The organism is Sulfitobacter sp. AS59, from assembly GCF_038899995.1.
Classification (GTDB): Bacteria; Pseudomonadota; Alphaproteobacteria; order Rhodobacterales; family Rhodobacteraceae; genus Sulfitobacter.
The window spans coordinates 68321-88312 of sequence record NZ_JBBMQK010000009.1 but is presented as its reverse complement, the minus strand read 5'-3'; the positions used below and the strand labels follow the sequence as shown (position 1 = coordinate 88312).

Here is a 19992-nt window from a genome sequence, read left to right as displayed (position 1 = left end):
CCCTCCCAAGTAAAAAATCATCTATTCTCTAGGGTTGGACCCAGCCACCTGGCAAAGTCTAAGCCCAAGGTTTCATTGAATTATGCCCCGTTTTCGGCAAAATTAATTACGCAATCGATAATGCGATCCATGTCAGCATGAGATTTCACAATATGCTCGCAAACGCGCTCATCTTTTGCGCGTATGCCGTCTGACGTCAGCACAACAATACGCGCATTTGGTTGTTTCTCGATAATTTCATCCAGCAAAATTGACGCGTCCCCGTCCGGTACGGTCCAATCCAGAATGATCACGTCCCACGTCTCGCCAGTTAGCAAGCTGCGGGTATTCCTGATCCGGGTCACGTTATGCACATCGGCATAGGCGCTAATCCCGGCGCGGATGACTTCGGCGAAATCTTCGTCATCCTCGAGATGCAAAACCTTTAGCCGTTTGCCGGGCTCAGGGCGCGACGACCGCTGCAGCGCGGGTGTTTGTACCTCGGACGCCTGTGCAATCGGGCAGGTGAACCAGAACACAGTCGGGCCGTCGGGTTTGCTTTCAAAGCCGATTTCGCCGCCTTGCCGCCAGACAATCTCTCGAGTGATGTTCAGGCCCAGACCGGTCCCGCCTTTGGCACGTGTGTCCGATCCATCCGCCTGCGAGAACCGTTGGAAAATGCGCCCTTTGAACGATTCAGGCACCCCTGCCCCGATATTCTGAACGTAGACAATCGCAACCTCATCCAGTTTTTCGACCGTCACCGTCACATCAGTATCATCATAAGAATACTTGCACGCATTCGAAATCAGGTTGGCCATGACCTGCATCATCCGTCCTGAATCCGCGACGACATACAGTTCTTCATCAGGCAAGATCAGTTCGAGCTTGGTCTTATGCGTGACGGCAAACGGCATCATTTCGCTTTGGGCAGACCGGACCAATTCGCACAGTTCGACCTCGACCATGTTAAAGCTAATCTCGCCCGAGGAGATCTTTTCAAGGTCCAGAATATCATTCACGATATCGGTCAACCTGTCCGAATTCGATTGCGCGATCTGCACCAACCGCAAGGCCGATGCAGGCAGCTTGTCACGCGCGGCCATTTCAATCAGGCCCAACGCGCCCTTGATAGACGTAAGCGGCGTGCGCAATTCGTGGCTGACGGTTGAAACGAATTCGCTTTTGATCTGCTCGATCTTCTTTTTGTCGGTGATATCGACGACCTGGGCGATATACACATAAGACCCTATGTTTTTGTCATAGTTCCACGTGATGTTGAACAAGCCCCACCGGTGTCCACCGTTTTTGTGAAGGATCCTGAACTCCTCGCGATACACATCCTGGGTGCCCGCGTGCACGGTACTTAGTACCGCAGCGATCATCCGGTCCATATCCTCTTTGGGGATGATCCGGTCCAAGTTGAAATCCTTGAGCATCTCAATATCAGAATAGCCTGTCAGCTCGGTCAGGGCTGGGTTCACACCAATGAAAAAGCCGCCGCTGTTAAGCGTCGCCATGCCCACCGGTGCCGCCTCAAGCACAACGCGGAACCGCTTCTCGCTTGCCTCAAGCGCATTGCGGGAATGACGCAGTTCGGTCACGTCAGTTTGTGTGCCAACCATGCGCAGGGCTTTGCCGTCCTCGTCGCGCTGAACCACGACCGCATCCGATCTCATCCAGCGCCAGTTGTCGCCAAATGCCACGCGATATTCAGCGATCGACCGGATTGTTTCACCCCGGATACACCTGCGATCGGCCTCTAGCAGCAGCGTCATATCATCCGGGTGGATCCGCTCCATGAACACTTCTTGAGGGTTGTCGATCTCTTGGTCGATATCCATGATGTCGCGCCACGTATGCGAGACGACCGACGTGCCGGTCTTAAGGTCAATCTCAAACACGCCGATTTGCGAGCCCGACAAGGCCGCGTCAAAGCGCTGTTTGGTGACCACCAACTCATCCGCTATTTCGACATCCGTGGTGACATCACGCAAGATCACGGTGGTCCGGCGTTTGCCAGACGACGTGACCCAGCCGTTTGTATGCAGATCAAGAAACAATTCCCGCCCGGTCAGCGTGTGACCCAAAGCGTTATAACTTTGATGCGCGTCATCTTCCGAAAGCTCGGTCACAAAATCGGAAAAACAAAGGCCGTTCAGCCCCTCGCGCTTGCCATCAAAGCAGTTTGTCGCCGCATGGTTGGCAAACACGATCTTGCGATCCTCGTCCAAAATCATCACAGCGACGACCGTATTCTCGACCAAAGACCGGTTTTCTTCCTCGCGGGCGTTGATTTTTTTCGCCCGCAATTTGGCGACCTCGGCCAGACTTTCGTTACGCATTCGCAATGCACGCATCGCGAACGCCAACATCATAGAAAGCAACAACCCGCCAATCAGAATGAAAAATGGCCCGCGCGTCGCATGAACGCCGTTGAATAGGGCCGTGCTGTGATAGTGAAGCGTCCATTGGCGGCCGAACATATCCACCGTATAGTCGGCGGTATAAAGCCGATCCATGTGTTCATGTTCATGCGTGCTATAAATCAAAGCATCGTCGTCAATTGCGTTTCCATCATAAACTTGGAATTCAAACAGCCGTCCCTGCTGAGGATTCAATCCCTCCAACAGGTTACGCCCGACAAAAGGCGCATAGACCCAACCTTTAAAATCGTCAGCGTCAAAATATGGCCGCAACAAAAGAAAACCGGGTTGCGCCGTGTCATCCTGCACCAAAAGAATACGCGGCGTTAACTGGGGTAATCCTGTTTCGCGGGCACGGTTGGCGGCCTCGCGGCGACCTTGCTCAAAACTGATATCTAGGCCGACCGCCTCCACGTTGATGTCGGTCGGCGCAATATACTTAATGATATATTTTACGTCGCTTTCCGTTTCCGGATGGACGGTAAAATTCTCGACACCCGCTGCGCGCATGCCGGCGACAAATTCCGGCACCTCGTCCGCAGGTACAGGTTCGATAAAGCCAATTCCGTTTATCCCCGGCAGGGTTTCTGCCAAATCCAGACTGCTGGCAAACATCTCGAAATCATCGACTTCGGTGTTTTCTGATGCCTGCATCATGCCCGCCGCGCCATTAAGGCTTTGGAGATAGATGTCCACCCGCGTTCTTAACGCCTGAAGAGCGACATCAGTAATGCGTTGAAATTCCGCATTGGCAGCCGCTTTGCTCATCCGTGAACTCTCGGCGAAGACCCCGAAGGTTACCAAAACACACAAGACCACCAAAATTATATCGAGACGTTTAAACAACCACTTAACCCATTTGATCTTGTGTCAGCACCCACAGCGCTCGCAGCCCGGTGAAGCAAGGCGAACGTTATGCAGTTATAGGTTGTGCTAAACTCTCAAACAACCCAAAAGCCCCTGAATCGCAAGATATTGTTGCAAATGATGAAACAATGAGAGCCATAAAGATACCCCGCAAGCTTATGAAGCCTCAGGATACACCAAAATCGCTCTGAAATCGTTAACGTTTGTCAGGGTCGGACCGGTCACAATCTGGCTGCCAACTTGTTTGAAAAACGCGTGTGCATCGTTGTTTTTCAATGCGTTAACAGGGTCAACGGGAACAGTTTTGGCGTTGCCAAGGGTGCTTGGCCCAATACATGCGCCCGCAACCTCATCCGCGCCGTCAACACCGTCCGTATCACAGGACAGCGCCCAGATATTTGGCGCACCGTCCAAAGCCAAAGCCAATGCGAGGCAATACTCGGCGTTCGGGCCGCCGATACCGTCGCCGCGCCGCGTTACAGTAAGCTCACCACCCGACAGCATCACGACAGGCGGATCACCTGCCTTCAGCTTGGCCTGTGTTACACGGGCAAGTTGTGCGTGCTCTTGGGCGACATCGCGCGCCTCGCCTTCCAGATCATTGTCCAGCCGGACAACATTTAATCCAATCGAACGGGCGTGCTTCTCGGCGGCATCCAGCGATTGCTTGGGTGCTGCGTAAATCTGGTTCGTCACCCGCGACAGTCGCGGGTCCCCGGGCGCGACCACCTGTGATCCTTGCGCAAGCGCGGCACTGACAGAAGGCGGCACCGAGATATCCCACTTGTCCAAGATGGCCCGCGCATCAGCGACCGTGCTGGTATCACCCACCGTCGGACCCGATCCGATCATCGCCATATCGTCGCCCGGCACGTCGGAAATCATCAAGGCCAGCATCTGCGCAGGGTATGCCGCCGCAGCAAGCTGCCCGCCTTTGACGCGGGAAAGATGCTTGCGCACCACGTTCATCTTCTGGATCGGCGCGCCGGATGCCAACAGACTTTGGTTGACCTCCTGTTTCTCGACCAGCGTTATGTCACCCAAAGGTGCCACCAACAAAGCCGACGCGCCGCCTGAGATCAACGCCAAGACAAAATCACCCTCGCCCAAGCCCTCTAGCAACGCAATCATACGTTGCGTGGCCGTAACCCCCGCCTGATCGGGCACAGGATGTGCGGCTTCGACGATCTCGATCCCCTGACAGGGCCGCGCGTATCCGTAACGGGTGATCACCAGCCCCTCGCAAGGGCCCCATTCGGCCTCGACCGCTTCGGCCATGCGCGCGCTGGCTTTGCCCGCCCCGATCACCACAACCCGCCCCGCAGGGCGCGGCGGCAAAAACCGCGCCAGACTTTGCATCGGGTCGGCTACTTCGACGGCAACATCGAACAAGTCGCGCAACAGCGTTTCTGGGGTGATCGTTGCCATCGCTTTACCTAGAACCCCACCGCGCAACCGTCTTTGCGGTGGTCAGACCCGGCGACATACCCGTCACCCTGCCGCGCAATCAGCTGCGCACCGCCAAAGCCAAAGGCATTATCAGGTGCCTCGCGCGTGATCTTGTGGCCCATGCTTTCCAACGCTGCGACGGTTTCATCTGGCATGGTGCTTTCCACCGCCACCTCAACCCCCGCAACAAAGCGCCAGCGCGGCGCATCACTGGCGGCTTGGGGCGATTGCCCATGCACCATCATCCGCGTCACCATTTGCACATGCCCCTGCGCCTGCATCGGTCCGCCCATGACGCCAAAGCTCATCAGGGGGGCACCGTCTTGCATGACAAAGCCGGGGATAATTGTTTGGAACGGCCGCTTGCTTGGCCCGATCTGGTTCGCGTGACCGGGGGTTTCGACAAACCCCGCGCCACGGTTTTGCAGACTAATCCCTGTATCAGGCACAACAACGCCCGATCCAAAGCCCATGTAGTTCGACTGGATCAAGGACACCATTTTGCCTGATGCATCCGCCGCCGTGATATAAACGGTGCCGCCATGCTTTGGCGCGCCTTCAACAGCGACTTTCGCCTTGTCAGGGTCAATCTCTGCCGCCCGCCGCGCCAAATACGCGGGGTTCAACATCTCGCTTGGCGTAACATCCATATGAGCGGGATCGGCGACAAACGCTTCGGCGTCGGCAAGGCCCAGCTTGATCGCTTCGATCTGCAAATGCAGCGCTTGCGGGCTGTCGGGGGCGTGGCTTGCAAGATCGAAATGACCCAGAATACCAAGCGCGCTTAGCGCCGCGATGCCCTGCCCATTTGGTGGAATTTCATGCAAGGCCACGCCAGCGTAATCTTGGCTCAAGGTGCCGCACCAATCGGGGCTATGATCAGCCAAATCAGACATCGCCAAGGCCGACCCGTGGCGCGCTGCATCCGCAACGATCTGCTCAGCCAGCACACCGGTATAGAAAGCCGCACCTTTGGTTTCGGCAATCAGCTTCAACGATTTCGCCTGCGCGGGGTTGCGAAAAATCTCGCCAGCTTTCGGCGCGCGGCCATTGGGCAAAAAGCAATCGGCGAACCCCGGTTGCTGGCCCAAAGCCTTGCCCGCAATTTCCCAAAGCCGTGCGATGATTGGCGACACGGGGAACCCGTTTTCCGCATAGTCTATTGCAGGGCCAAACAGGGTTTCAAACGGCAACGCCCCGAACCGTTCAGACAGCGCAACCCAGCCCGATACCGCCCCCGGCACCGTAACACTGCCCCAGCCGCGTTCGGTCACTTTGGTCGCGGTCAATCCCGCTGGCGATCTGCCCGACGCGTTTAATCCGTGCAGCGCATCGCCATCCCACAAAATCGCGAAGGCGTCACTGCCAAGGCCATTGCCCGACGGCTCAACAACCGTCAGCGCAATCGCCGCAGCGAGGGCGGCATCAATGGCGTTTCCGCCCTTATACAACATCGAAAGCCCGGCTTGCGCGGCCAAAGGTTGCGATGTTGCGACCACATTACGGGCCAGCAAAGGACCGCGGCGAATATCATAGGGTGTATCAAATTTCATACCCTATCCTGCGACCGGAATTAAGCCGGACGCAAGCAGATAAATCGCATATTATGGTCGTTCAGAAATGATGCGGTTTCCCGCACCCAACTTATGCAGTCTGATCAATCAACCGCTGGCGCGCCGCTGCGTATTCAGTCGCAAAACGTTCAACCAACTCGGCTGCCGGGACCACTGATTTAACAGCGCCAATGCCCTGACCCGCGCCCCAAATCTCTTTCCAGCTTTTGGGTTTTTCACGGTCGGTCCCGAAATTCATATTCGACGGGTCCGACCGCTCAAGGTTGTTGGGGTCCATGCCCTGCGCCTCAATCGACGGCTTGAGGTAGTTGCCCCAGACGCCGGTGAACAGATCGGAATAGACGATATCCGATGCGCCTGAATCCGCGATCATCTGTTTGTAGCGTTCATCTGCATTGGCTTCCTTGGTCGCGATAAACGCAGACCCGGCATAGCCACCATCAGCGCCCATGGCCTGCGCCGCCAGCAAGCTGGCACCACTTGCGATAGCCCCTGACAAGAACAACGGCCCATCAAACCATTCGCGAATTTCCTGGATCAAGGCCAGCGGGGACAACGCGCCCGCATGCCCCCCTGCCCCGGCCGCCACAGCGATCAGGCCATCGGCCCCTTTTTCAATTGCTTTATGCGCAAAGCGGTTGTTGATCACATCGTGCAACACCACGCCGCCCGCACCATGCGCGGCATCGTTCAGCCAGTTTTGCGCACCCAGCGACGTGATCCACAAAGGCACCTCGTGCTTCACGCAAATTTCGACATCGCGTTCCAGCCGCGCGTTCGATTTATGCACGATCTGGTTCACCGCATAGGGGGCTGCCGGATTGTCGGGGTTTGCTTGGTTGTGGCGGTCCAGTTCCTCTTTGATGCGGGTCAACCAGCGGTCCAGCTCGACCGGTTCGCCTTCGGCTTCGCGGGCGTTGAGCGCCGGAAAACTACCGACGATCCCGGCCTTACATTGCGCGATGACCAAGTCGGGGTTCGAGATGATAAACAGCGGGCTGCCAATCAGCGGAATGCGCAGATTGTCGAAAATTGCGGGTAGCGTCATGGGGGTTCCTCCGGGAAGCGTTCTTTTGCCTGCAACTTGTCAGGGCTTGGCTGCTTAGGGAATGACAAACGTTGCGTCCCTTATCCCCCAAGCGCATCATTTCGTCTAAACGGCCTCGATGATCGTGACATTGGCGATACCGCCACCCTCGCACATGGTTTGCAACCCGTATTTCTTTCCCTGCGCATGCAGGCTGTGCACCAGCGTCGTCATCAGCCGCGCCCCTGACGCACCCAACGGATGGCCAAGCGCAATAGCCCCGCCATTTACGTTCAGCTTTTCAGGATCAGCCCCCGTATGCCTGAGCCATGCCATCGGGATCGGCGCAAAGGCTTCGTTCACCTCGAACAGATCAATATCGCCGATCTTCATGCCTGCGCGTTCCAATGCACGGTCCGTGGCGGGCAGTGGTTCTTCCAGCATGATAACCGGATCACCCGCCGTCACCGTCAAATTCACGATCCGCGCCTTGGGCGTCAGGTTGTATTTTTTCAAAGCCGCCTCGGACACGACCAACACGCCTGCCGCACCATCGCAAATCTGCGACGCATTCGCGGCCGAGATCATACCGTTCGGGTCCAGCAGTTTTACGTTTGAAATAGTCTCTAACGTTGCATCATCACGAATGCCCTCGTCGCGGGTGTGCATGCCGCCTTCGACGGCCAGCGGCACGATTTCAGCGTCAAACGCGCCTGCGTTGCTGGCCGCCGTTGCCCGGCGGTGGCTTTCCAAGGCAAAGCTGTCCAGCTCTTCGCGGTTAAACCCATGCTTTTGCGCGACCATCTCGGCCCCGATAAACTGGCTAAAGTTCTTGGTGCCATAACGTTCCGCGATACGGTCGCTAAAAGGCCCCTCGCCCAGACCCGCCTTGGCGTGCAAGGTCACGTTCGACATCATCGGCACGCGCGTCATGCTTTCAACACCCATGGCCACGACCACATCTTGCGTACCCGACATCACCGCTTGGGCCGCAAATTGCACGGCTTGTTGCGAACTGCCGCATTGCCGGTCGATCGTCACGGCAGGCACCGATTGCGGTAGGTTTGACGCCAGCACACAGTTGCGCCCAAAGGCGAAGGATTGCTCCCCCGCTTGGGTCACACAGCCCATGATCACATCGTCGATGACCGCCACGTCAATGCCACTGCGCGCAACCAGCGCGTTCAACACTTCGGCCCCCAGATTTGCCGGATGCCAGTCCCGCAGGGCACCCCCGCGTCGCCCGCCAGCGGTGCGAACTGTTTCAACGATATATGCGTCAGCCATGGTTTTCCCCTCCCAGAAAGATCGTTACTTCGGTGCCATACGGATCGCGCCATCAAGGCGGATCGTTTCCCCGTTCAGCATCGGATTATCAATGATTGCGCCAACCATCTTGGCGTATTCCGACGGGTCACCCAACCGGCTGGGGAACGGCACTTGTGCGCCCAGCGACGTTTGCGCCTCTTCAGGCAGGCTGGCCAGCAGCGGCGTCAGGAACAGGCCCGGCGCGATTGTCATTACGCGGATGCCATAGCGCGCCAGTTCGCGGGCAATCGGCAGGGTCATGCCCACAATACCACCCTTGGACGCGGCATAGGCGGCTTGCCCGATCTGCCCGTCAAACGCTGCAACCGATGCGGTGTTGATGATCACGCCGCGCTCTTCCCCGATGGGGTCGGCCTTGTGCAACGCTGCTGCGAATTTCGACAAGACGTTGAACGACCCCAAAAGGTTGACGTTGATGACACCGGCAAAGCTTTCCAGCGGCAGCGCGTCGCCTTCGCGGCTGACAACCTTGGCCGGTGGTCCGATGCCCGCACAGTTCACCAAGATACGCGCCTTGCCATGCACACCTTCGGCATCTGCAATCGCAGTCGCCACGGCGTTTTCATCCGTCACATTCACCTTGAAAAAGGTGCCGCCGATTTCGGCGGCTTTGGCCTCTCCCATCTCGGCGTTCATGTCAAAGATCGCGACCTTGGCACCGGCCTTGGCCAGCATTTCAGCTGTCGCACCGCCCAAACCAGATGCGCCGCCGGTTACAATTGCCGCTTGTCCTTGAAGTTCCATAGTCTGTCTTCCCCCTGGCAGCCTGCGCCGCCCCCGATATTGAATTTCACGGGAATGTTGCGCGGGGCGCGGGGGAATTCAATCGAAAAGCCGGAAAGATGCAGAATAATACGTAGCCCGCTTACTGGGCTACCTTGGCCCCTTGGGCAATCGTTGGCGGCGCATTGTTCAACTGTTCAATCGCGAAACCGGCAGCGGCTTTATACCGCGCCATAAAGGCGTTGCGCTCTTCCTCCGGGACCACATCATTGATGTTGGTAAACTCACCTCCGCAGCGATCATTCACCATGTTCAACAGGCCAAACGGCCCTGCCCCACGGTTGCGCAGGATCAGCTCTGACACAGGGCCGCACAGCGCGTCATCATATGCTTTCAACGCGGCGGGTGTCACACCATGTTCCAGCATCAGCGCCCCGATTGTGCGGGCATCGATGATCGCCTGGCTGGCCCCGTTTGACCCAGTCGGATACATCGCATGGGCGGCATCCCCCATCAACGCCACGGGTCCATCGACCCAAGTGTCAACTGGATCACGGTCGATCATCGGGTTTTCATAGGCAATCTCGGCGCCGTTCAACAACGCGGGCACATCGAGCCAATCATAGGTCCAGCCCTCGAAATGATGGATGAAATCCGAAACCTTGGCGGGCTTGTACCAGCCGCTTTTGCGGTCTTCAGTCTCGTCGAACGTGACTTCCGCGATCCAGTTGATATCGGCATAGCCCTGATCATCCAACTGCGAAATCGGATAGATCACCATCCGTTGCAGATGCGTGCCCAGCCCGATAAAGGACGATCCCGTCCGGCTGGGTTTCGCCCGCGTCGTGCCGCGCCACATCAATGCCCCGCCCCAATGGATCGGCGGCTGATCGGGGTGCATCTGCGCGCGGATCGCCGAATGAATACCATCTGCGCCAATCAGCAACGTGCCCGTTTCAACGCTCTCGCGGCCATCGGCGTGGGCGATCTGCGCACTGACTGTACCGTCGTCATTTTGCGTGTACCCGGTGACCTTAGCCCCCAATTGCACAGCATCGCCGCCAGCGCGTTCAATCAGCGTGTCATACATCAGCATATGCAGCTTGCCCCGATGCGCGGCGTATTGCGGCCAGCTATAGCCCGCTTCGGTCCCGCGCGGCTCGGCGTATATTTCCTGCCCCTGCTGCCCGACCAAGGCCCATTCGCGCGCCGGCAATCCGACCTGATCCAGATCGGCGGCGGTGATGCCCATATCAAACAATTCCCGCACGGCGTTTGGCTGGATATTGATCCCGACGCCCAAGGGCTTCAATTCACGCACCGATTCAAACACCGTGCAGCGCACGCCAATCTGATCAAGCGTCAGGGCAAGAGCCAGCCCACCAATGCCACCGCCAGCGATCAAGACATGGGGTTGGGACATAATACTTACCGCCTTTGGAAAAATTTAAGATGTGTTAGCAGATCACCGCGACGGGTCAAACCCGCCCTCGACGCCAACTGCCTTGCTCGCCAATGCGATAAACTGCGCACGCTCGGCATCCGATAGCTCGCTCAGGATATCCCCCTGCAACGCGCTGATAATCGGCGCGGCCTTTTGCAAAATCGCCCTCCCCCGCCCCGTCAACGCGACCTGCCGCGCGCGTTTATCCTCGGGGTTAATGCTGCGGGTGACCCAGCCTTTACGCTCAAGCCGGTCAACGACGCCGCCGATGGTCGCCCGATCATAGGCGATGTGATGCGCAAGGCGGGCCTGATCGATGCCGGGCGTGTCGTGAATCGTCTGCAAGGCCGCAAACTGCACTGATGTCATATCGATACCCGCAGCTTTCATCCCTTCGGAAAAAGTGGCGGTCGAAAGCTGGTGCAGCCGCCGGATCAGATGGCCGGGCATGGCGGTTAAGGGCATGTGTCACCTCTAATTGATATGTATACTTACCATATTGACGTGATCATGAAAGACCCCTTATAGTAAGTGTACTTATTAAACTGGAGGGGCAAGATGCAGTACCACCTAAATGGCTTTCGCACCGGCAGCCCCGACATCTCGCGCCCCATCGGCACCGGCCATCCGCCCGCGCCCCCTGCGCAGGTCGACGTGTTGATTGTTGGTTGCGGCCCTGCCGGGCTGACCCTTGCCGCGCAGCTGTCTACCTTTGGTGATATATCGACCTGCATCATCGACCAGAAATCCGGCCCGCTACAGATGGGTCAGGCCGATGGCATTGCCTGCCGCTCGGTCGAGATGTTCGAGGCCTTTGGGTTTTCCGAACGGGTCCTGCGCGAAGCCTATTGGGTGAATGAAACAACGTTCTGGAAGCCTGACCCCGCGCAGCCCGATCACATCGCCCGCAGTGGCCGTATCCAAGACACCGAAGACGGGCTGTCGGAAATGCCCCATGTGATCCTAAGCCAAGCGCGGGTGCATGATTTCTATCTTGATGTGATGCGCCAAGGCCCCCGACGGTTGGAACCGCATTATGATCGCAAATTCATCAGCCTGACCCGCGATGATGACGCGGAATACCCCGTCACCGTGACCGTCGAACATATGCCCGATGGCAAAGCCCACGTTATTGAGACGATCAACGCCCGATATGTCATCGGCTGCGACGGCGCGCGCAGTGGGGTGCGCCGCGCGATTGGGCTGGATCTGTCTGGCGATGCCGCCAATCAGGCGTGGGGCGTTATGGATGTGCTGGTCGAAACCGACTTTCCCGACATCCGGCTGAAATCCGTGATCCATTCCGCGACCGAAGGCTCCGTTCTGATCATCCCGCGCGAGGGCGGCTATCTGGTGCGCCTCTATATCGAGCTGGACAAGCTGAACCCAGATGAACGCGTCTCGCAGAAAAACATCACCGCACCCCAGTTGATCGCCGCCGCCCAGCGGATCATGGCCCCCTATACGCTGGAGGTAAAAGAAATCGCGTGGTGGTCCGTCTACGAAATCGGCCAACGCCTGTGCGACCAGTTTGATGATGCTGACGATGGCATGGACCCGCGGGTGTTTATCGCGGGCGACGCCGGTCACACCCACAGCCCCAAAGCCGGGCAAGGCATGAATGTCTCGATGGGCGATGCGTTTAATCTGGGCTGGAAACTGGCGGCAGTGTTGCGCGGGCAATCTGCCCCTTCACTTTTGCACAGCTATTCGGCGGAGCGTCAGGCCATCGCGCAGGAGTTGATCGATTTCGATCGAGCCTTTGCCAAGATGTTCAGCGCGCGGCCCAAGACCGCACAGGACACCGGGCAGGATACAGTCGATCCCGCAGAATTTCAGCGCTATTTCCAAAAGCAGGGCCGCTTTACCGCCGGAACCTCCGTGCATTATGGCCCCTCCGCACTGATCGGCGACGCGCGGCACCAACATCTGGCAAAAGGTCTAGTTGTGGGTATGCGTTTTCATTCGGCACCCGTGATCCGCGTTGCAGATGCAAAACCGGTGCATCTGGGGCATATGTTAAAGGCGGATGGCCGCTGGCGTATTCTGGCCTTCGCCGGAGAAGACGACAATCTGCAGGCCCTATGTCGCGATTTAGGGTCGAAACTCTCCCCCATCGTCAAAATGACACCCGATGGGGCTGACATCGATTCCGTTATTGATTTGCGGGCCATTTATCAAACCCCGCACCGCAATCTCGACCTGCGCAATCTGCCCCCGCTGCTGCTGCCCCGAAAGGGCAAACATCACCTGACCGATTATGAAAAGATATTCAGCGCTGATCCGTCATCCGATATCTTCGACCTGCGCGAAATCGACCGGGCAAAGGGATGCATCGTGATCGTGCGACCCGATCAATATATCGCTGAAATCCTGCCCTTGGACGCTCATGGCGAGTTGTCGGAATTCTTTGAAAGGGTTCTGACGGCGTAGGTGCCTTAGCTGGGTTTTTGTGCCAATTGCCATTTGATCCGCACAAACCCCATTTGCAGCGCGAGCCCCACGAAAACGAACCCCATGTCAAAAATCCATGGATCATAAATCAACGCCGCTTTGATCGACTGCCCTAGAATAGACAACACGGTCCCGAGCGCGAAACAAGCCAGCCCAAACCGCCCCATCAATTCAACGGGCCAGACCCAACGGCTCGCCGACAGGCGCAGCACCCAAGTTTGCGTGGACAGGAAATAGACCAACGCCAAAAGATGCAACAAACGCGGCGCGGCGAGGAAGGTTTTGTCGAAGCTGGTGATGTAGAAGGGAAACCCGTGGTCGCGCAGGAACGACAGCCCGGCCCGACCGTAGAACTGAACGATATCGATTTTCATCCACGCCAGAACAAAGATCAAAAACGCCAGCGACAGCCATTTCGCCCACGCAACATTAGGTACAAGCCGCCTGCCAGATTTCAGCCGCATCCCGGTGGCCAGACCAATCGCGAACAGAAACTGCCACGCAAACGGGTTAAAAAACCACCCGCCCGGGTTGGGAAACGCAGGGATATTCAGCCGGGTTTCGCCTGTGACAATCCACAGCAGAAACGACCCGCCCAGCATGACCCACATATTGCGTTGCGCGACCAAGATCATGACCGGCGTCATTATCAACAGCGCCGCATACATCGGCAGGATGTTCAGATACCCGAACTGATGCCCCAAGGTGGCAATGCCGATGGTGGCCTGAACAGGTGCCTCGATCCACGGGGCAACATTGTTGATGCCCCACATCTTATCTGCACCGAACCAGTATGCGGCACCCATCATAATCGCCAAGCTGATCATCGTGATGACCAGATGCACCGAATACAGCGTCCACGCACGGCCCCAGCATTTTGCCACGGCGCGCCACAGCGGCAGACGCACAAATGCCATCGGATAGGCCAAGCCTGCCGCCATGCCGGACATAAATACAAACCCTTCGGCCGCATCAGAAAAGCCGAAGTTGCGGTTGGTAAAAACCTCAAGCGGGTTGCCCGGCACATGGTTGATGAAAATCATCACCAGCGCCAAGCCCCGAAAGAAATCAAGACGCGGGTCGCGCGCGGACACAGGGTGGCTGGCTGGGGGCATAGATACAGTCACTTCAGGCTGGAACAGGCGCGGTAATCGCACCGGGCGACGCGAATGAAATCGGGGTTTGCGCCCAGTGGCCCATGATCCGATGATGATCCGCAATGACACGCGGCAGGGACAGCTCCTCTGGTGTGGCAAAAACCACCCCGTCCGAGGGCTGCGATGTGAACCAGATCATCACAGGGGCCAGCAGCAGCGGGATGCCAATCGGCAACACCCAAAGCAGCAGGTTAGCGGCAAAACTATAGGTCAGGAAAATGACCGCGATCCCCCAAAGCTGTATCCACCACCCGGCGGCAAAGGCCTCGGACAGGGTCAGCCGCCCGTCGCCGCGGGTTTGCGCGGGCCAACCGCCATCACGCCCGCTTAGCACCTGAAGCACAGCGCGGGTTTGCCACATCAGCATGATCGGCGCATTGATCGACGACATCACCAATTCCCGCAGCATTCCCCGCAGGGCGGTCAGCGCCCCACCAAATTGCAAAACCCGCCCGCGCAGGGCCGCGTCCAACAGGATCAACACCTTGGGAAGGACCAGCAAACCAAACACCCCAACCGCAACACCGACAGCTTTTGAGGTTTGATCCGACGGGAAAACCGGAAACAATTGAAAGGGTTCAGGGAAAAAATCAGGCTCTGGCGCGGTTGCTGTGGCGTATAGATTTGACGCCAAGAACATCATCCAGAACAGCGGCGCAATATAGCTTAGGATCCCTTGGAACAGCGCAAACCGCGACCAGGCTTTCAACCCCGGCGCAGAAATCACGCGGATATGTTGCAGATTCCCCTGACACCAACGCCGGTCACGCTTGGCAAAGTCGATCATATTTTCCGGCCCTTCTTCAAAGGAGCCTTCAAGATCGGGATCAACGCGCACCACCCAACCCGCACGCGCTAAAAGGGCGGCCTCGACATAATCATGGCTTAGGATATGGCCGCCAAAAGGGGGTGGGCCAGACAGTTCGGGCAATGCGCAGCTTTCGGCAAAGGCGCGCACACGAACCAAGGCGTTATGCCCCCAAAACGCCCCTGTGGCCCCCTGCATCGCGGCCTGCCCTTGGGCAAATACCGGCGAATAAAACCCGGCCGCAAACTGCATCGCACGGCCAAAACGGGACTGCGCGCCAATAATCCGTGGCAAGGTCTGCAACAGCCCCAGTTCTGGCGCGGCCTGCATCCGGCGCACCATTTCCGCAATGGTCGCCCCCTCCATCAAACTGTCCGCATCCAGGATCAGCGCAAAATCGTACTTCGCCCCGGATGTTTCAAAGAAATCCTGAATATTGCCAGCTTTGCGCCCCGTGTTGCGATGGCGGCGCCGATAGAAAAACCGTTGTGCTTTGCCGTCAGCTTTGCGGGCGTCTTGCTGGCGGTCTTCCCACAGATGAACGAACCAACGTTCCTCCTCAGCCGCCACAGCAGCGTCTTGGGTATCTGACAGGATCGCGAAATCAAAATGATCCGTCAGCCCAAGCCGCGCGATGGCATCATCCATCGCCGCCACGCGGGCGAAAACCGCGCCGGGGTCTTCGTTATAGACAGGCATTAGGATCGCGGTGCGGGTGGTAATCGGCGTTGTCATCGGCGCGGCGGGTCGGCGCATCGCGATCAACCCCTCGACCGATTGCATCGCACCCCAAGCCAGCCAAAACGTCGTGATAAACACCAACGCGGCGCGCACCCCGTCGACCAGTTGATAGCCATCCGCCGAACCGAACTGCAAAAACAGCGCGGCGGCACCAGCGCCAAGGCCAATGCTCATCACCAATGCAAAGACACGCGCCGAAAGCACGCGGCCCGAAAAGGGTTTAGCGTTCATTTACGAGCGGCCACGCGCCACAAAGCCAAAGCTGTGCGCGATGACAGACATCACCCGCCGCAACCCGCGTTCGGCGCTATCAACAACGGTGACGCGCGGCAGTTCAATCACCTGCCGTGGCATCGCCAGCGGGGCATCCGGCAAGGCACCATCGCGCAAAATAGCCGCTTTGCGGATTTCAAACGCAGAGGGGTCGGATCGTGAATTCATAGCACTCTGGGTACTCATGCGCGCATCCATTGATAAATCCATGTTTCGGTCAGCTTCCGACCAAAACCCGCGACATGGGCAACCAGTTCCACAAGACGTTCATTTCCGCCATCAACATCGATCACAAGCCGCCATTTGGTGGTGTTTTCGATCTTGGACAGGGCAATGTGCTGGATTTTACCGTGCGACAGGGTCACGACAGGCTCCATCTCGGCATCCGCCGGCAGATCGGCCATCAGACCACCGTCAAAATCGATCACAAACTTGCGCAGCGATGCTTTGGCACCGGATACGCCCGACGTCCCGCCCTGCCCCGCCAGCGTGTTCACGATCCACGCGCGGTCGCCGTCACGGTTGGTGCCAAGCGTGCCCCACCGCAAGCGATATGAATATTCCCGGCTTTCGCCAGCGCGCGGTTTTTCCGACGGCACCCAAAAGCTGACGATGTTGTCATTGCCTTCAAGGTCGGACGGAATCTCAACCAGCCGTATTGCGCCTGCACCCCACTCGCCCTTTGGTTCGACCAAAACGGACGGGCGGTCTTGATACTGCGCGCCAGCGTCTTGGTACTCGGTGAAATCACGGTCGCGCTGGATCAGGCCAAAGGATTTGAGGTTCGGTTCGTTCAGATAGGTGCTGGCCAGACGCGGCGGATTATTCAGGGGCCGCCACAAGACATCACCATCGGTGCGCACGACCATCAGCGCATTGCTGTCATGGACCTGGGGGCGGTAATCGTCGAATGTGTCGCTGTTCTTTTCATCAAACAGGAACATCGATGTCAGCGCGGCCACGCCCAATTGTTCCACATCCTTGCGGAAATGCAGTTTTGCCGTGACGTCGATGGTTGTTTCAGCACCCGGGCGGATGACAAAGCGGTACGCCCCCGTGCAAGACGGGCTATCAAGCGCGGCATAGACCACGACGTTTTCCTGCCCCGCCTTCGGGCGTTCCAGCCAGAATTCGGTGAACCGTGGAAATTCCTCTTCGCGGCCAAGCCCTGTGTTGATCGCAAGGCCCCGCGCCGACAGGCCATAGCTGCTATCCCGCGCCAAAGCGCGGAAATACGATGCGCCGACAAAGGCGATCAGCTCATCAAACATATCGGCCCGGTTCAGCGGCGTATTTAGGCGAAACCCGGCGACGCCCGGCAATTGCGCATGCTGCGGCACCCGTGGGGCAAGGTCTTCGTAATACAGGAAATCATCCGTGGAAAAGCCCATCGGCGTTTGCATCCCGTCCACGACCTCGTGAATGGCGACAGTTTGCTTGTAGAGCCACCCGGGGTGAAAGGCGTGCAAACGGAACAACACACCATCATCCTGCCACCGCGACCGTTTTGGGTCGAACTGGATTTTGCGGTAATCATCATAATCAAGATTGTCGATGACCTCTGGCGCGTCACCGGTTGGCACATACTCAGCCTCAGACGCCCGTTTCATCTGCGTGTCGAGCCATTCAAACGAGAACGGTTGCGGACCGGCAGGCGCTGTTGGTTCAACAGCCTCCTCAGTCTCGGCCGCCACGATATCCTGCGCCATTGCACCGCGCGACAACGCAATGACAGCGACAGAACTGCCAAGCGCGCCCAAGAGGCTGCGGCGGGTCAGAGGGAACAGATCCTGCTTAGGGGATCCAGGATTATTTAACATTGAAACCCAATAACTTAGTTAAAGAAAGATGGCCCAAGCCCAAACGACTCAGTCGCAGGACAAATCCATGTTAGATGATCCATTATGTCCGGTTTCGATGCGCCGCCACAGAAATATGCAGAACCGATTGAGAACAAGCGAGTTTTCGCAAATCCGCCCTGTCTGAACAGGCGAGTTTCGGCACGTATGGGCAAGTATCCACACCACCGAGGTTAAACTCGCGGGGAAACGTGCAACGTTATCCGGTCGCGGTGGTCTGAAATTGAAACTGGCGATCCCGGGAGGACTCGAACCCCCAACCCCCTGATTAGAAGTCAGGTGCTCTATCCAGTTGAGCTACGGGACCGCTGTGAAATGCTCATACCTATTTTGAGGCGGATGATCAAAGCTAAATATCATCAAACGCATCTGGGTGCAGGTCTTGCCAAAATGCCCTGATTGCGGCGGTGTTCAGGGCCGACATCCAGCCGTGGCGTTCAAAGTCTGCGCGCGCATCTGCGCTGTCGATCATCGACATAAACAGCCGTCGGTCCGCATCGCGCTGCGTGGGCGTGCGCGCCGCCACCAGATCACGCACCCGCTCCAACAGTTTGGCACGGGCGCTGGTCGGTTTCGTGGGCGCGGGCTCGGTCGTGAAATCGTCGCGCAGGGCGGCGGCCAGATAGCCGACAGGGTTTTGCACCCCCCCCTGCCCCGCCACATAGGTTATTTTTTCGCCGACGTGATCCTCGCCGTGATGTGCAATCCATTGGCGCGCCAAGCGGTCGCTGACCCCCAACGCCAGCAACCGGCTGTACACATCCGATTTACGCACGCCTTCGCCATCGTCCAGATCCAGAATGGCCAGTTGCGGGTTCTCGGAAATCTTGAACCTGATATCCGTGACAGCGCGGCCCCGTTTGCGAATTTCCGGCACCACAACGATGTTCGAGGTTTTGTTCACCTCGGCCACCGCCGGTTTGATGATCTTGGCGTTCAGCTGTTTATAGACCGCGTAATAGGCGCTGTCCTCGACCCCCATCAACCTGCGAAACAGATCAAGCGACCACCAACCGGTGCTGCCCGTGCGCACAAAGCGATAGCAGTTTTCGTACAGCGCCAGCGCGTGACCGCTGGTGAACCGCCGCTGGATGTTCAAATTGATAAGCGCAAAAACTTTGGGGTCGTTCAGTTTCGACGCTAATGCAGGGGAATACGCATATTCACAGACACCGCCCTTAAGCTTGGCATAGCTTAGCAAGCTTGACACGCCCCATTCCTGCTGGCCCTTTTCATCCAGCATATCCCATTCGGCAACCGTCTCGGCTAGCCCGCGCAGGGATTGTTTCAACGTATCCATGTCATTCGAATTATACCCGATCATCAGGCACAAGGTGCGCGCATCGATCATATGCACCTGTTGGCTGGTCAGGGTGTCATAGGCGTTCAGCAGCAAAACATTGCTAAGCTTGCGTTGCAGCAATGTCAGCTTTCCCGACACATGGATCGCCGCCACGTGCTTTTTCACCGACCCGCGCCGCAGCGCGCCGGTCAGCCGGTCTTTGGGTATATCAATGTCCTGTCGCTTCATCGCTCTGCCCTTTGGCTGTCGGATTCGGGTCCGATCTGTTGCCTCAGGGCTAGTTTGCGTTAAAAGGCACCTCAAAGCAATACGGCTATGGGTGCCTTTAGTGGTGCAGCTTCAGCCGGACAGTGGCGCTGTTAAAGGTGCCAATTTACGGGATCGGTCGAAATGCGAATTTCGCGAACAGACCCTAATCAGGACAAATTAGACCCTAATCCTGACACTACCGCAGATCGGCACCCCTCTTCCTGCGAATCGGCGCCTATTCCCCCGTATTCAGGTACCCTTAGCCCTGTTTAAAGGTACCTTTGATCCCGTATTCAGGCACCGATATTCACGTAAATTATTGATTTACAT

Annotated in this window: 14 protein-coding genes and 1 tRNA gene; 1 reads left to right on the top strand and 14 read right to left on the bottom strand. The window is 57.5% G+C overall.

Going from position 1 to position 19992, the window contains the following annotated elements; translation table 11 throughout:
* Window positions 1-80: 80 nt before the first annotated feature.
* The 8 genes from WNY39_RS16420 to WNY39_RS16385 all read right to left on the bottom strand — a co-directional run bounded on the left by WNY39_RS16420 (window position 81) and on the right by WNY39_RS16385 (window position 11283).
* Window positions 81-3173 (bottom strand): CHASE domain-containing protein, encoded by a 3093-nt coding sequence (locus tag WNY39_RS16420; RefSeq protein ID WP_342847262.1) that lies wholly within the window; start codon window positions 3171-3173, stop codon window positions 81-83.
* Window positions 3174-3428: 255 nt separating this feature from the next.
* The gene (locus tag WNY39_RS16415) at window positions 3429-4700 is read right to left on the bottom strand and encodes a glycerate kinase (RefSeq protein WP_342847260.1); all 1272 of its coding nucleotides are present in this window, start codon (window positions 4698-4700) and stop codon (window positions 3429-3431) included.
* 8 nt (window positions 4701-4708) lie between these two features.
* Complete coding sequence (locus tag WNY39_RS16410; protein ID WP_342847258.1) at window positions 4709-6274, bottom strand: gamma-glutamyltransferase family protein; 1566 nt, start codon at window positions 6272-6274, stop codon at window positions 4709-4711.
* Between the two features lie 91 nt (window positions 6275-6365).
* Window positions 6366-7343 (bottom strand): nitronate monooxygenase family protein, encoded by a 978-nt coding sequence (locus WNY39_RS16405; protein WP_342847256.1) that lies wholly within the window; start codon window positions 7341-7343, stop codon window positions 6366-6368.
* 105 nt (window positions 7344-7448) lie between these two features.
* Complete coding sequence (locus WNY39_RS16400) at window positions 7449-8609, bottom strand: acetyl-CoA C-acetyltransferase (RefSeq protein ID WP_342847255.1); 1161 nt, start codon at window positions 8607-8609, stop codon at window positions 7449-7451.
* A 24-nt stretch (window positions 8610-8633) separates the two neighbouring features.
* The gene (locus tag WNY39_RS16395) at window positions 8634-9395 is read right to left on the bottom strand and encodes an SDR family NAD(P)-dependent oxidoreductase (protein ID WP_342847253.1); all 762 of its coding nucleotides are present in this window, start codon (window positions 9393-9395) and stop codon (window positions 8634-8636) included.
* A gap of 121 nt (window positions 9396-9516) precedes the next feature.
* Entirely contained in the window at window positions 9517-10797 is a 1281-nt protein-coding gene (locus tag WNY39_RS16390; RefSeq protein ID WP_342847251.1) for a flavin-dependent oxidoreductase, read from the bottom strand.
* A gap of 42 nt (window positions 10798-10839) precedes the next feature.
* The gene (locus tag WNY39_RS16385) at window positions 10840-11283 is read right to left on the bottom strand and encodes a MarR family transcriptional regulator (RefSeq protein ID WP_342847249.1); all 444 of its coding nucleotides are present in this window, start codon (window positions 11281-11283) and stop codon (window positions 10840-10842) included.
* A gap of 93 nt (window positions 11284-11376) precedes the next feature.
* On the opposite strand from WNY39_RS16385, the gene WNY39_RS16380 reads away from it, so the two are divergent.
* A complete protein-coding gene (locus WNY39_RS16380; RefSeq protein WP_342847247.1) occupies window positions 11377-13251 on the top strand; it encodes an FAD-binding monooxygenase in 1875 nt (624 codons plus the stop codon).
* Between the two features lie 5 nt (window positions 13252-13256).
* On the opposite strand, the gene WNY39_RS16375 is transcribed toward WNY39_RS16380, so the two are convergent.
* From WNY39_RS16375 to WNY39_RS16350, 6 genes are all read right to left on the bottom strand, one after another.
* Window positions 13257-14387 (bottom strand): OpgC domain-containing protein, encoded by a 1131-nt coding sequence (locus tag WNY39_RS16375; RefSeq protein ID WP_342847245.1) that lies wholly within the window; start codon window positions 14385-14387, stop codon window positions 13257-13259.
* Window positions 14388-14400: 13 nt separating this feature from the next.
* Window positions 14401-16209 carry a glucans biosynthesis glucosyltransferase MdoH gene (gene mdoH / locus WNY39_RS16370; RefSeq protein WP_342847243.1) on the bottom strand — a complete coding sequence of 603 codons (1809 nt, stop codon included), beginning with the start codon at window positions 16207-16209 and terminating at the stop codon, window positions 14401-14403.
* Window positions 16210-16437 carry a hypothetical protein gene (locus tag WNY39_RS16365; RefSeq protein ID WP_342847241.1) on the bottom strand — a complete coding sequence of 76 codons (228 nt, stop codon included), beginning with the start codon at window positions 16435-16437 and terminating at the stop codon, window positions 16210-16212. It lies immediately after the preceding gene.
* The gene (locus WNY39_RS16360) at window positions 16434-18071 is read right to left on the bottom strand and encodes a glucan biosynthesis protein G (protein WP_342847239.1); all 1638 of its coding nucleotides are present in this window, start codon (window positions 18069-18071) and stop codon (window positions 16434-16436) included. Before WNY39_RS16360 ends, WNY39_RS16365 begins: the two co-directional genes overlap by 4 nt.
* 269 nt (window positions 18072-18340) lie before the next feature.
* Window positions 18341-18417, bottom strand: a tRNA-Arg gene (locus tag WNY39_RS16355).
* A gap of 42 nt (window positions 18418-18459) precedes the next feature.
* Entirely contained in the window at window positions 18460-19641 is a 1182-nt protein-coding gene (locus WNY39_RS16350) for a replication initiation protein (protein WP_341235814.1), read from the bottom strand.
* Window positions 19642-19992 lie beyond the last annotated feature (351 nt).